A 13,126-nucleotide genomic window follows, 5' to 3' on the forward strand; every position below is an offset into this window, starting at 1 on the left:
GATATCGCTTCAAGCGAGCGGAGGAATCTGATGTCGATTGCCCAACGGGTTTTCCACGGCAGGTTTGGCCGGGTCGCCTTGCTGAATATGGATCATTCGCTGGTCACCCATACCCATTCCGAATGCCATGTGCTGGTCAAAGTGTCCGGCGAGGACACTTACTTCAACGTTAACGGTCGGCGGGTTCCGCTCAGTGATCGCACGGCGGTGCTGGTCAACGCCTGGGAGCCGCATTTCTACGATCCGCAGCCGGGTGCGGGTGCCACCGTCATCCTGGCGCTCTACATCGAGCCCGCCTGGCTGGCCACTGCCCAGCAGTCGCTGGCGCTCAGCGGTCGGCCGGACTTTTTTGCCCAATCATGCATCGAGCTGTCGAGTCGAAATCGCACCCTGGCCGACATCCTGGTCGCCGAAGCGCATGGTTGTGGGATCGTGCCGAAAGAGCGCTTGGAGTTCATGCTGTTCGACTTCCTGATCGAACTGATCGAGGACTTTTCCAGCTGGCGGCATTTGTCGCTGCTGGGTGCGCCGAACTCAAATGAGTTTCGGGACGCGCGCGTGCGCCGTGGCACCGCCTGGTTGCTTGAGCACCTCGATGATCCGAACCCGATCGACAACGCCGCGCGGGCTTGTGGTCTGTCTCGGGCACACTTCTTTGCGCTGTTCAAGAAAGACACCGGCATGACGCCGACCCTTTTGCTGAACGACGCGCGCATGCGCCGCGCTTTTGCCTGGCTTGAGCGTGAGCGCAGTGGAACGCTGGGTCTTTTGTCGGAGAACCTCGGGTTCTCCGAGCAAGGTCATTTCACACGGTTTTTCCGTCAGCACATCGGAGCTTCGCCCAGCCAGTATCGGCGTGTAGTGGATAGTTACGCGGCGGTTTGAATCGAGAGGAGGGCGGGGGTATTGGGCAATACTCCCGCCGATGAAGTTAGTCTTTTATCTTGAAACTGGCGGCTTGTATAGGCTACGAAAGTTGTAGGGTCTACTAATCGTCCAGAAAATCATAAATCTCTTTCATGCGTTCTTCACGCATCAACTCAAGCTCTTCCTTAGTTTCAGCCACCCACTGCAGAATGAAGTCCCAGCAATCGCAGTCGTGAGCATCCGCTTCTGCTTCAAATGCTTCTTGTAGAAATTTCAGGCGATATTCTTCTGGCGAGAGCCCGCAGTTTTCAGCGAGGCTGTAGTTCAGCTCGCTGAGTTCAAGCTGGATCCATAAGTTGGCGTCCAGGAATTTCTTCAGGGCGAGTTCGGCTCTAAGTTCTTTTGCGATCATGAATACACTCTCGTGTCATAAAACAGGTAGACATTTTTTCGAGATCAGTAGCGCTACACAGGATTATGTCAATTTCCCGCCATCATCCATCCTCTAACACCATGACTTTCACTCAACTCTTTCACGACTCGAGCCGCATCCTGCTTCTGTTTATACGGGCCGATGACGACAAAGTTGTTTTCTTTACGCGCTACCGGCAACTCCAACTGCTGAATGGCTTTTACTGCGCGATGGCGGCTAGGTGTATTCAATGCAATTTCGACCACCCATAGGCCGGATGAAGGCGTGATTGAAGCTTATTTTTTAGTGTGGAAAATGTAGCCGCCGCATGTCAAAAACGGGCGTTCCAGCGTGATTAGCGAGCCTGGTACGGTGCGAAAGACATGCCATTGCGGATCGATGGTTTTTTTGCGGGCGAAGAGTGCCAAGAGCAGGCCGGTAAAAGCAATCAGACCGCTGAGAATAATTGTCCATTTGTGCGCCTGTGTGGGTAATGAAGGCAGCGAAAGTACCGGTGTTTCGTCTGGCTTTTCGATCAAAAACTGTACGGCGTCAGCCTCCGTTGAGTCGGGTATCCGGAATTCGTTTTTCGCAAGGGGCGTAAGCCCGTCGGAATATTTTGTACTGAGGTCTGTCACAACTTTATTGGCGGTGTCATCGATGAGTTGTTCGAACTTTGCCACCTTTTTCTGAATGTATGAATTGTCGACGTTATTTTGACAAATTGGTCCTGTGGACGTGTAGGTCCATAGTAGTGCTGATAGTTGCCCAAAAACGCCAGTTACCAGGAAGCCCAAGCCAAGCTTTCGCACAGCGGCCGTCTCCAAAGCAAGTGAATAGTTATTTGCCCCGTTTATTTCTGATAAACAGGGTTCTTTTGTTGATCCTGGGATTGTCTAAGTTCTTGAGCGCGTCAGTGTGCTCAAGCGCCAAAACTAGTTGGCTGTTTTTTGTTGTTTGAAAGAACATCGGGCTTGCACTTTATAGACTGTTGGTTGACGAAAAAGGCTCAGGTTGTCAAAAAAAGAACCGTATCAGATGGGTGTGAGGAGCGATGCGTTAAAACACTTGTATTTAAGGTGAATGTCGTGACCAAAGTGCCTTGTCCAATATTCAAGCCATGCCTACGCGTTCGGTGTTAATGAAAGGATTTTTAGCCGGCCCTTTTGCGGTACGGAGAGGGAAAAGCTACTGAATTTTTTGTCACCCTTTCAAACGATGCCGGTGTCTGCACTACACTTCAGGTGTCATTCCTACCCTGGAGAGTTCCTGGTGAACCCTCCAGATATTGTGCTTGGTCCTGAAAAAATTGCGGGACTGAGCGCTGAGCTTTAAAGCTCTACTCGACACGCCTGGCCGTGGACGCATTACCGGTCCTGATGTGGGATGAGGGTCAATGCCATGGCCGTTGAAGGCAATGCAGGTCAATTATTTGCTGTCGTCACTTTGCTTGCCGCCGCCGTGGTGGCAGTGCCGTTGCTCAAACGCATCGGGCTCGGCTCAGTGGTCGGTTACCTGGCGGCGGGGCTGATCATTGGCCCCTTCGGACTGCAACTGATCAATAACCCCCACACCATCATTGAGGTGGCCGAGCTGGGTGTGGCGATGTTTCTTTTTGTGATTGGACTGGAGATGAAACCCTCGCACCTATGGGATCTGCGTCGGCAGATCTTTGGGCTGGGCAGCCTGCAGGTGGTGGTCTGTGCTGTTCTGCTCACTTTTGTCGGCATGGCTTTTGGATTCCCTTGGCAAGTGTCATTTGTCTGCGCAGCGGGTTTTGTACTCACCTCCACGGCCCTGGTTATGCAAGTTCTCTCGGAACGCGGTGACATTACCGAGCCGAGAGGGCAGCACGTCGTGTCCATTTTGCTGTTTGAAGACCTGTTGATAGCCCCTTTGCTGGCGGTGGTGGCATTTCTGGCGCCCACTGAGTTGGCGAATGGACACACGTCACCCCTTTGGCAACGCATAGGTACCGCTGCGCTGTCCCTGGGTGCATTGGTGGCCATCGGATTGTGGCTGCTCGATCCCCTGTTTCGAGTATTGGCCCATGCCAAAGCGCGCGAGGTAATGACTGCCGCTGCGCTGCTGGTTGTGTTGGGAGCAGCGCTGCTGATGGAAATCGGCGGTCTTTCAATGGCGATGGGTGCTTTCGTTGCCGGTGTGCTGCTGTCGGAATCCACATTTCGCCACCAGTTGGAGGCCGACATAGAACCGTTTCGTGGCCTGCTGCTGGGGCTGTTTTTCCTCGGCGTCGGCATGTCGCTGGATCTGCAAGCGATGGTCAGCGCGTGGAGGCTCATCATCTCTGGTGTGCTGGCACTGATGCTGGTCAAGGCCCTGTGTATTTATGCAGTTGCGCGTCTGGCGAAAAGCGGTCATCGCGACGCGCTGGATCGCGCCGTGCTGATGGCGCAGGGTGGCGAATTTGCTTTTGTGCTGTTTGCCGAAGCGCTCAAACTCAGGGTCATCGGTCCTGAAGTCAACGCCAACATGACGGCCATCGTGGTGCTCTCCATGGCGCTTACACCGGTGACCTTATTGCTGTGCAAACGGTTTACTCGCCCACAGCCCGTGTCCATGGACGGTGTGGAAGCCGCACACAATCTGCAATGCAATGTACTCATCATCGGTTTTGGCCGTGTGGGGCAGATTGCCTGCCAGGTGCCGCTCGCTCAGGGAGCAAAAATTTCTATCATTGATGTAAATCCGGAGGTCATCCGCGCCGTGACACCCTACGGTTTCAAGGTCTATTACGGCGACGGCGCCCGCCATGAAATATTGCACGCTGCCGGTGCCCATCACGCCCGCGCCATCATTATTTGTGTGGATGATAAAAAAGCCGCGACACGCATTGTCGAAAGTACGCGGCACTACTGCCCGCAGGTGAAAGTGCTGGTGCGCGCTTTTGACCGCGAACACGCGCTGGAACTGGTCGAACACGACGCCGACTACATAGTGCGGGAGACCTTTGAGGCCGCCCTGCTGCTCGGCCGTCAGGCCGTGGTGACGCTGGGTGCGTCTGAGCACGAAGCCGACGCGGTCATCGACGAAGTGCGCAAACGTGATGCCGAACGTTTTGCCTTGGAAACAGCGGGCGGCCTGTTTGCCGGACGAGCGTTGGTATTGGGGAATATTGAGCGCATTGATCCGCCGAACCATGAAGCGCGGGATGCTCAGTGAGCATCAATCGCAGTCATTCGGTTCACGGCGCACCAGCGCAGAAAACTGACCACTCAACCACGTATAAAGCTGGGAAACGGCAGGGCTGATCTGCTTGCGATGCGGGCACACCAGACTCAACGGCGAAGCTTCGCCAGGATAATCCGGCAGCAGCACAAGCAGGCGCTCAGCGGCGATATCGGCACTGACATCCAGCCAGGACTTGTAGGCGATACCTTCACCGTCCAACGACCAGCGTCGCACGACATCGGCGTCATCGCTGAACAGTGGCCCCGAAACCTGCACGGTTTGCCCGCCCAGGTTCCACTTGTCGTAGACCCGGCCATTTTGCAGATAGAGCAGGCAGTGATGCTTGCCCAAGTCATCCGGCGTTTGGGGAGAACCGCAGCGTTTCACATACTCCGGCGAGGCAACCAGCACCCGCTGGTTCCACGGTGCAAGCGGCAGTGCCACGTAGTTGGCGTCTTCATTCGGGCCGTATCGAATCGCCACGTCCACCGGGTCGCGAAACAGATTGGCCATCTGGTCCGACAGGAAAAAACGCAACGTCAATTCTGGATGCTGACGGCGGAACAGCGTCAGCCACGGCAGCAGTATGTTGCGCCCCAGATCGGACGGCGCTGTCACTTGCAGTACGCCCCGCAGCGTGGCGTTCTCACCACGCAGGTTTTCCTTGCCTTGCTTCAGGGTCTCAAGCACTGAGTGGGCGGTGGGCAGATATTGCTCGCCCTCGGCAGTCAATCGCAGGCTGCGAGTGGTGCGGGCGAACAGGCGTACGTCCAGCTCGCGCTCCAGACGTTTGATGGCGGCGGCGACCTGACCAGGCAATAGATCAGCCTCCAGCGCCGCTGCGGTGAAACTGCCCAGCGCGGCGCTGCGAATGAATAAACCAAGATCATCGATGCGGATCATTTTCACTCCTGCAGTGAAAGTGTTGGCGCATTCTGCTTGTTTTTCTTTGTACTTGGGAAGTCGAAGATGGCTGCAAACGAGTGCATCACCCTTCAGACAGCGAGTGTCCATGAAAGCCATCACCTTTACCGAACACGCTTTGCCCATCGACAATCCACACGCATTGATCGACATCAGCCTCCCGGTGCCCACGCCGGGTCCACGGGATCTGCTGGTCGAAGTTCGCGCGGTGTCAGTGAATCCGGTCGATACCAAGGTGCGCGCCGGAACTTTCACAAAAGAACCGAAAATCCTCGGCTGGGATGCCACAGGCATTGTCCGCGAGATCGGCTCTGAAGTGACGCTGTTTCAGCCGGGCGATGAAGTGTTCTATGCCGGCTCGATTACCCGCACCGGCAGCTACAGCGAATTCCATCTGGTCGATGAGCGGATCGTCGGGCACAAGCCTCGGTCATTGAGTGCCGCCGATACGGCAGCGTTGCCGTTGACCTCGATCACTGCCTGGGAATTGTTGTTTGACCGGCTCGGTGTCGTCGAGGGTTCGGGGGAGGGCAAGTACCTGTTGATCACCGGAGCGGCTGGGGGCGTCGGTTCGATGCTGGTGCAACTGGCCCGACAGTTGACCCGCCTTACCGTCATCGGAACTGCCTCACGCCAGGAAACCGCTGATTGGGTGCGGCAGTTGGGCGCGCATCACGTGATCGATCACAGCCAGCCACTGCTCGCACAGTTACAAGCGCTCGGCGTGCCGGAGATCGACTATGTCGCCAGCCTGACTCACACCGAACAGCACTTTGCACAACTGATCGACGTGCTCAAGCCGCAAGGGCGTCTGGGTGTGATTGACGATCCGGACAGCCTCGATGTGATGCCGCTCAAGCGCAAGTCGCTGTCGTTGCATTGGGAGCTGATGTTCACCCGCTCGCTGTATGAAACCCCGGACATGATCAACCAGCATCACCTGCTCAATCGGGTCAGCGCTCTGATTGACCAAGGTGTTCTGCAAACCACTGTGGGCGAGCACTTCGGTGCGATCAATGCGGCAAACATGCGTCGTGCCCATGCGCTGGTCGAGAGCGGCAAGGCCCGGGGCAAGATCGTTCTAGAAGGTTTCTGACTTCACTCCTCGGGCGGGCTCGCTTGCGGGCCTCTGAACCGCCTGCGGCATCACTGCCATTTTTTATGTCGCAGAGTTGACGATGAATCCGTCCAGTAACGTATTGGTTTCAGTTCGCTTCGGAACGAGGCTGTACTCCGAATTGCGGAACGATGTGAGTGCCCAGCTCCTCAATAACTTGCGCAGCAGGGCGCTTACCGTATTTGAGATTCAGGATAACGTGGTCCACCCCGATTTCCTGAAGCACCTCTAGCAAACCCCGGAGGTGGTCGCGTCCAAGCCTGAACCCCAAATGAATACGAGTGGGCGGCGTTGACGGGTTCTCAGCGAGGTCGATGTATAGCGACTGAGCGAAGGGCTTATAGACGGAACCACATTGCTTCATGACCTCCAGCCGCCAATCTTCCACGATCAGTCGCTGCATGTTCGGTTGGCGTGGATAGTTGATCCATCCGATGCTTTCGCGCGCGATCCAATCCAGTGACTGGCGACTATTCCCGGTCACGAGCATTGGAATAACTTGGGTTGTGGGTTTCGGAATGAGGTCTGCGCCCTGCATCTCACCACCGCTCCAGCGGATGGGTTCAAAGCTGGTGCTGTGGGCTCTGCGAATCACCTCGTAGTACTCTCGAAAAATGTCTCCGCGCCTTTCGGCATCGACGCCAAAAGCCGAAAACTCCACAGGGCGATCGCCGGAAGCTACCCCCAGAATCAAGCGACCTGCGCTCAACTGATCGACGCTGGCCGATGCCTTGGCCGTGTGCAGCGGATGGTGTAACGGGATGGCAATGGATGCGGTGCCAAGCGCTATCTCTGACGTATGAGCGGCCATATAGCCCAGGTAAACCCAAGGGTCGAAGACTTGGCCGACGTCGCCGAAGCCAGGGTCGCGAAGAGGCACGTCGCGAAACCAGAGCGCGCAGAAGCCCAGCGCCTCTGCTCGTTTGGCCAATGCGACTTGGTTGAGCATGCTCGGAGTGTCCCCATCGAAGGCCTCCAAAGGAAAGAACAATCCAAGGCTCAAATGACCCTGAGTGAAGGTTCGGCTGAACCCTCGATGCTGCTGATAAGGAATCGTGCTCGGCCGATACATACTCATCTTCCTCAATGGGAGAAACGTGAACAGCGCCCCTGTTTAAGAGGTGCTGCGGCATCGGTCGCTTGGGAACGACAGGTGGGGTGGTGCGTGTAGCCTTTATCCGTTGCGCCATACATGCTGGTCGGGTCGACCGGGTGAGGGGACAGCTGCTGGCAAAACGCGTGGGCAGGCCCGGATTGGCGATGAACGGACGGTCAAAATAAATTAGATCGTTCCGGCCCGATACATCGCCTGAGCAAAAGCAGGGGGACCATCCAGCAAGAATAGGCGGCGTTGCGGGGAACCGCCATGTTCGTCGTCCGTCCCGGTACCTGACGCAGATTGGTTACACCGCAGTCTAGGCCTTGGGCGTCGTGATCGGCGCGCCGCGGGTTGCTATAGAGGACAGTCGTCAGGTCAGCCCGCTGAGCCTTTGGGTACTCGACCGACAATTGTGTCCGGCCCCAGTCCTGAAATTCAGACGATAAGATAAATTTTCAGACCTCAACGCAGAACTCCATTTCCCCAGGCAAGGCACTCCCTGCGCCTTTCTCACACAATCCGCTCTAACGCTATCGCGCTGCATAACAGAAACAGGTGCGATGAGCGACTTTGGAACTTGCATTAACAATATTAACTTGATGCAGGAGGGGCGAGGTATCGTCGATTTCTCGTTTTCAGCAGGATATTAAGAATAATAAAAAACGCACACCTGAAAATTTTGCGTTGCTTCTATCACTTTAAAATAACAAATGGAGCGCTATATAAATGAGTGGAAAAACAATAACTGCAAGTTCGGTGTTTCTTAGTATCACCCTGAGTGCCCAGGTGCATGCTGACTTCCTGAGTGATAGCAAAGCCACCTTGGGAATGAGAAACTTCTACTTCAATAACGACAACCGCGATGGCGTTGCCGCACCTTCCAAAACCGAAGAATGGGCGCAGGGTTTCATGCTGGACTTCAAATCGGGCTATACCGATGGAATGGTTGGCTTTGGTGTCGATAGCCTGGGGTTGCTGGGAGTTACCTTGGACAGTGGCAAAGGACGGCATGTCGGTAGCAGCATGATGCCTTCTGACAGTGACAACCGTGCCGTCGACGAGTGGAGCCGGCTGGGGATGACCGTAAAAGTCAAAATATCGAAAACTGAACTTCGCTACGGCACCTTGAATCCGAAACTCCCCATTCTGGTCGCCAATGATGGGCGCGTGCTTCCACAAACCTTCGAGGGCGGTCAAATCACCTCGAGCGAGCTCAAGGGGCTGACCTTGACTGGAGGTCGGATCGAACATGCAACAGGACGTGGTTCGAGCGATCAGACGGGGTTGGCCGTTGCTGGTGGTACGCGGGAAAGCAATCAGTTTGACTTCGCCGGGGGCGATTGGAACGTTACCAAGAATCTGACAGCTCAGTACTACTACGCCAGCCTCGACAACTACTATACGCAGCATTTTATGGGATTAATTCACACCCTTGCCCTCTCGGACAATCAGTCCCTTAAAACCGACCTGCGCTATTTCAAAACTGACTCGTCAGGGGCAAATAGCTCCGGGACGTCAGGCTACAGAATGAGTGGCTACACCAAAAACGGTAGTGGAGAGATCGACAACCGTACCTGGAGTGCCGCGTTGATTTACACACTGGGTGGTCACGCGATTACTGCGGGGTACCAAAGTGTGTCAGATGGCAGCAACTTCACTCAACTCAATCAGGGTAGCCTGACTGACAAGGGCGCCGGTGGAGCAAGCCTATACCTGTATACAGACCGCCTGATCCAAACTTTCACCCGCGCAGGCGAGCGCACAGCTTTCGGTCAGTATGCTTACGACTTCGCCGCTCTGGGGGTCCCTGGCCTGAAAGGCTCGGTCATGTACCTCTCCGGCGATAATATTAAAACTACGTCAGGCAACAACCAAAAGGAATGGGAAAGAGACATTAGTCTGGACTACGTCCTTCAATCCGGAGCGCTCAAAGGCCTCGGGTTCGGCTGGCGTAACGGCAAGTCCAACAGCGAAGCATCTCGAAACGTAGATCAGAATCGAGTTTTTGTAAGCTATAGCATTCCGCTTCTCTAGATAGTGGTGCGGGAAGTTTGATTTAACCAACGTCCGAACCCATTATGGCAGACAAACGATTGTAAAGGGCGGGCCGGGATATCGGATGCTCATGATCGGCGCAGACCCGGAGTGCGACACGCCAGTCATGGTCAAGCTGGTCGTCGATGCCGAGGTAAGAGTGGTCCTTTTCTACCGGTCGGGTGCCATGCACCTCGGGCTACATTTGATAGTGTCCATTCGAAGGCATACGATTGAGCGGGATGGTGTCTACGTACAAGTTACAGATCCGCCACGGTGACACCACGCCGGAAGCGGTCAGCAGACCGGGAGGTGTTACTTGAAGCACACAACTGATACGCCCGCTAGCGTCATCACGACACTTACCTACCTGGTCAAGCACGATGCGAAGCCCTATGTGCATACCGAGGCTCTGACCGGTAACAGTGAACCGCACTACTTTGCTGAGCAGGAGGAGCGCGAGGTCACGATACATAACGGTCGTCCGTTGGCAGGCAGCCTGTCTCTAGACAAGCAGGGGTTTGAGCTCCATCGGCGGGATACGGTGGTCGACGACCTCTACGACGATGCCTTGGTGGAAAGCGTCTACTATGACGAGGTCAAGGCCTTGATCAAGGAGCTGACGGGCGCGAGCCGGGTCGTCATCTTCGACCACACCAGGCGCAGCGACGCCGAGGGGCGGGATATTCGCGGCCCAGCCAGCCGTGTGCATAATGACTACACCGAGCGCTCGGGACCTGAGCGTATTCGCGACGTGCTGGGCCAGGATCAGGCCGCCGCACTGGTGTCGGTGGCCCAGATTAACCTCTGGCGCCCGATGAGCGGGCCCGTCAAGCGCTCACCGCTGGCCGTGCTGGACGCCTCGACGCTTGACTCCAATGACCTGCTGGCCACCGACTTGGTCTATCCGGATCGTATCGGTGAGATCTACCACCTGGCCTACAATCCGCAACAGCGCTGGTACTATTTTCCTGACATGCGCCGTGACGAAGTCTTGCTGATCAAGGGGTATGACTCACGTCACGACGGCCGTGCCCGCTTCACGCCCCATACCGCCTTCAAAGACCCCAATACGCCGCCGGGAGCGCCGCCGCGAGAGAGTATCGAAGTTCGCACCCTGGCCTTCTTTGATTAGGTTTTGCCACTTGTTGGTGTCTGCGAGTTATCTGTTAGGTCGATGTATAGCGACTGGGTGAAGGGTTTGAACAGCTCACCACATTCGGCACGAACCGCAGTGCGCCAGTCCTCGACAATCAGCTGCTGAGTCTTTGGTGCGCGCGGATAGCTGATCCACCCGTGTTATGGCCTAATTATAAAGATTCAACGATATCTGAAATTTAGAAAAACATAACAGATCATGGTTGCTGTTAGGCCGACCAATATGTACTCGACGCGGGGTAGGAATATAACGAACCCACCTAGAGAAAACACGATCAAGGTGTTTTGTAGTATGTATTTCCTTATTTTAGGTACGGCTATGAAATAGCCATATTGCTTGCCTAGGAAAAATAAGGCCATGCCGATGATTGACATAATCTGGAAATCGCGCATCGCAATGTCATTCAAGATCGCATGTCTGATCAAATTTGCGAGGAGTGCTAGTCCCATAAATAGAAAAAGGTGCGAGTAGATTAAGGAGTGTCCACTCATACTACTTTCATTTTTGCTCAGTAGGTAAAAGCTATCAAAATAGATCCACCAGATACTGCAAATCATGATAAATCCGGTGATTGCCGCCATCACATTATAACGATCCCATTGAATGTCAGATAACCCTCCAGAAAGGCTAATTACCGACTCGCCCAATAAGATGAGGGTGAGTAAACCTAGTCGTTCAACCAAGTGTTCTGTATGTGCGGGCAATGGCTTTAGCTTACCCCAAGAAAATAGAGGGAGCAGAATGTCAAGTAAAATCCCAATGTAAGCGACAAGGTAACGCATAGGTGGGTCAAAAAGAATGGATGAAAGACTAACAACTGCGCTAACTAACAGGGCGAAGCCAAGCCTGGAGGAGAATTCGCTACGGTGATCGAATTTATTTATGGACGAAATGTACATAATACTGATGATGGCACGTATACCAAAATAGCAGGCAATAACAAGCGCATAGTTTACTTCCAATTCTTCCCCAATCCGTGCAGACAGCACAATGAGCAGCAACATTAAAAATAATGTTGCCAAGCGGTGAAGGTTACTGTCTGTATCAAACCTGTTTGAGTAAATCGTGTGGCTGGACCAGATCCACCATAATGGAACAAAAAGCAGTAAAAATGTCCATAATTGCTCCTGTTCAAAGTGGCCGTGATGAAGATGTCCAAGAGTATGCGTAACCTTGCCAATTGCAACAACAAAAATCAGGTCAAAAAACAACTCTAACCATGTGGCGTGTCGATTTTTTTCATAATACTTCAAAGATTTCATTCGCTGCTGGCTCCGTGTGCACCTCTTTAATGTAGAAGGAAACTAACGGATAAGCGAACGGGTGGACGGGTATAGGCGTCAACCTTGGGGGCGGTCGCAAAAACTGAGTGCAACACCTGACCTAGTCCACCACCACGTCTGTTAGTACGGTCAATACAGAATCCAGCGTGCCATCGGGCCGATAGCAACATTGCGCACGGGCGGACCTTAGCGGGCAACTGGGCTGCTGTTCCGCCAACCATTCATTCAGCGCCTCGACCAGGACACGGGCCTCGACTATGGAATCTTCCGAACTGTCAAAAATTAACATCGCCATTTTTTATGTCCTCGGTTCGCTGGGCTGATATTTTCGTGCCGCTGCTTTATGAGCGATGCTTGTCGCTGGCAGCACCGTGGATTCTTCAATCTCCCGTATTGAAATATCATCGAATGCACACCTGGTGCGCTGCGCAATGGGGCACGTTCGCCCTCGGCTACGGTGTGGGTGATGCCAAGCGATTTCACTATCTAGCGATTTCGTCAACTCATTAACGAAAGCTCAATCATCTGACTCATCTCGGTGAACTCTGGAGCCCCGTCATAGCGAAGCCCGTCAATGTAAAACGCAGGGGTGCCATTCACGCCGCTCCGTACGCCGCCATTAAAATCGGATTTTATTTTGGGTACGTAGGTACCGTCCTGCATGGCAAGATAGAGTTCTTCGTCGGAGAGGCCATGTTTTAGAGCGATGGCCCGAAACAGCGGCAGGCCCAATCGATCCTGATTTTCATACAATTCGTCGTGAGCCTCCCAGAAGAATCCTCGACTCCCGGCAAACTCAGCGGTGACAGCTGCAGCCATCGCATGCGGGTGAGCAGTGGTCAGTGGAAAATTACGGAACACGAACAGCAAATCATCGCGAAAATGCTGTTGCAGATTCTTGACTATCCAATACGCTTCAGCGCAATAGGGACATTGATAGTCGCCAAATTCCACCAGTGTGACCTTGGCATGCGCACTTCCCTGGCGATGGTCGCTGGCACTTACCGGGACTTTGAGAGTGGCCATGGGATCACCTGTT

General features: G+C 54.2%; 12 protein-coding genes and 1 pseudogene. 5 read left to right on the forward strand and 8 right to left on the reverse strand.

Features of this window, described 5'->3' with window-relative positions; translation table 11 throughout:
- Positions 1–30: 30 nt before the first annotated feature.
- Entirely contained in the window at positions 31–885 is an 855-nt protein-coding gene (locus tag ACQ4OB_RS13590; protein ID WP_150636601.1) for a helix-turn-helix transcriptional regulator, read from the forward strand.
- 103 nt (positions 886–988) lie between these two features.
- Here ACQ4OB_RS13590 and ACQ4OB_RS13595 read toward each other — a convergent pair whose 3' ends face one another.
- From ACQ4OB_RS13595 to ACQ4OB_RS13605, 3 genes are all read right to left on the reverse strand, one after another.
- Positions 989–1,279 carry a DUF6388 family protein gene (locus ACQ4OB_RS13595; RefSeq protein ID WP_430955837.1) on the reverse strand — a complete coding sequence of 97 codons (291 nt, stop codon included), beginning with the start codon at positions 1,277–1,279 and terminating at the stop codon, positions 989–991.
- Positions 1,280–1,347: 68 nt separating this feature from the next.
- Complete coding sequence (locus tag ACQ4OB_RS13600) at positions 1,348–1,545, reverse strand: hypothetical protein (RefSeq protein WP_430955838.1); 198 nt, start codon at positions 1,543–1,545, stop codon at positions 1,348–1,350.
- A gap of 30 nt (positions 1,546–1,575) precedes the next feature.
- Entirely contained in the window at positions 1,576–2,091 is a 516-nt protein-coding gene (locus tag ACQ4OB_RS13605) for a hypothetical protein (RefSeq protein WP_430955839.1), read from the reverse strand.
- Positions 2,092–2,680: 589 nt separating this feature from the next.
- Here ACQ4OB_RS13605 and ACQ4OB_RS13610 point away from each other — a divergent pair.
- A complete protein-coding gene (locus ACQ4OB_RS13610) occupies positions 2,681–4,462 on the forward strand; it encodes a monovalent cation:proton antiporter-2 (CPA2) family protein (RefSeq protein WP_430955840.1) in 1,782 nt (593 codons plus the stop codon).
- Between the two features lie 3 nt (positions 4,463–4,465).
- Here the strand turns inward: ACQ4OB_RS13610 and ACQ4OB_RS13615 are convergent, their stop codons facing one another.
- The gene (locus ACQ4OB_RS13615; RefSeq protein WP_430955841.1) at positions 4,466–5,374 is read right to left on the reverse strand and encodes a LysR family transcriptional regulator; all 909 of its coding nucleotides are present in this window, start codon (positions 5,372–5,374) and stop codon (positions 4,466–4,468) included.
- Positions 5,375–5,483: 109 nt separating this feature from the next.
- On the opposite strand from ACQ4OB_RS13615, the gene ACQ4OB_RS13620 reads away from it, so the two are divergent.
- A complete protein-coding gene (locus ACQ4OB_RS13620) occupies positions 5,484–6,491 on the forward strand; it encodes a zinc-binding alcohol dehydrogenase family protein (RefSeq protein ID WP_430955842.1) in 1,008 nt (335 codons plus the stop codon).
- Positions 6,492–6,600: 109 nt separating this feature from the next.
- Here ACQ4OB_RS13620 and ACQ4OB_RS13625 read toward each other — a convergent pair whose 3' ends face one another.
- Positions 6,601–7,584, reverse strand: a complete 984-nt coding sequence (locus ACQ4OB_RS13625; protein WP_116642242.1) for an LLM class oxidoreductase — start codon at positions 7,582–7,584, stop codon at positions 6,601–6,603.
- Between the two features lie 753 nt (positions 7,585–8,337).
- On the opposite strand from ACQ4OB_RS13625, the gene ACQ4OB_RS13630 reads away from it, so the two are divergent.
- Positions 8,338–9,645, forward strand: coding sequence for an OprD family porin (locus ACQ4OB_RS13630; protein WP_430955843.1), 1,308 nt, complete (start codon positions 8,338–8,340; stop codon positions 9,643–9,645).
- Positions 9,646–9,964: 319 nt separating this feature from the next.
- Positions 9,965–10,780 (forward strand): CmcJ/NvfI family oxidoreductase, encoded by an 816-nt coding sequence (locus tag ACQ4OB_RS13635; protein WP_430955844.1) that lies wholly within the window; start codon positions 9,965–9,967, stop codon positions 10,778–10,780.
- 14 nt (positions 10,781–10,794) lie between these two features.
- Here ACQ4OB_RS13635 and ACQ4OB_RS13640 read toward each other — a convergent pair.
- The 3 genes and pseudogenes from ACQ4OB_RS13640 to ACQ4OB_RS13650 all read right to left on the reverse strand — a co-directional run.
- Positions 10,795–10,944 (reverse strand): annotated as a pseudogene (locus ACQ4OB_RS13640) (LLM class flavin-dependent oxidoreductase); the annotation flags it as partial.
- Between the two features lie 21 nt (positions 10,945–10,965).
- The gene (locus tag ACQ4OB_RS13645; RefSeq protein WP_430955845.1) at positions 10,966–12,066 is read right to left on the reverse strand and encodes a low temperature requirement protein A; all 1,101 of its coding nucleotides are present in this window, start codon (positions 12,064–12,066) and stop codon (positions 10,966–10,968) included.
- Positions 12,067–12,585: 519 nt separating this feature from the next.
- Positions 12,586–13,113 (reverse strand): DsbA family protein, encoded by a 528-nt coding sequence (locus ACQ4OB_RS13650; RefSeq protein WP_430955846.1) that lies wholly within the window; start codon positions 13,111–13,113, stop codon positions 12,586–12,588.
- Between the last annotated feature and the right edge of the window lie 13 nt (positions 13,114–13,126).

The sequence above is a fragment of the Pseudomonas sp. ES4 genome (genome assembly GCF_050586665.1).
GTDB classification, from domain to species: domain Bacteria; phylum Pseudomonadota; class Gammaproteobacteria; order Pseudomonadales; family Pseudomonadaceae; genus Aquipseudomonas; species Aquipseudomonas frederiksbergensis.

Excerpts from the sequence above, each read along its gene's own strand:
- ACQ4OB_RS13625 (WP_116642242.1), bottom strand. The coding sequence starts at position 7,584 with ATGTATCGGCCGAGCACGATTCCTTATCAGCAGCATCGAGGGTTCAGC.
- ACQ4OB_RS13595 (WP_430955837.1), bottom strand. The coding sequence starts at position 1,279 with ATGATCGCAAAAGAACTTAGAGCCGAACTCGCCCTGAAGAAATTCCTG.
- ACQ4OB_RS13645 (WP_430955845.1), bottom strand. The coding sequence starts at position 12,066 with ATGAAATCTTTGAAGTATTATGAAAAAAATCGACACGCCACATGGTTA.
- ACQ4OB_RS13650 (WP_430955846.1), bottom strand. The coding sequence starts at position 13,113 with ATGGCCACTCTCAAAGTCCCGGTAAGTGCCAGCGACCATCGCCAGGGA.
- ACQ4OB_RS13590 (WP_150636601.1), top strand. The coding sequence starts at position 31 with ATGTCGATTGCCCAACGGGTTTTCCACGGCAGGTTTGGCCGGGTCGCC.
- ACQ4OB_RS13620 (WP_430955842.1), top strand. The coding sequence starts at position 5,484 with ATGAAAGCCATCACCTTTACCGAACACGCTTTGCCCATCGACAATCCA.
- ACQ4OB_RS13630 (WP_430955843.1), top strand. The coding sequence starts at position 8,338 with ATGAGTGGAAAAACAATAACTGCAAGTTCGGTGTTTCTTAGTATCACC.
- ACQ4OB_RS13610 (WP_430955840.1), top strand. The coding sequence starts at position 2,681 with ATGGCCGTTGAAGGCAATGCAGGTCAATTATTTGCTGTCGTCACTTTG.
- ACQ4OB_RS13615 (WP_430955841.1), bottom strand. The coding sequence starts at position 5,374 with ATGATCCGCATCGATGATCTTGGTTTATTCATTCGCAGCGCCGCGCTG.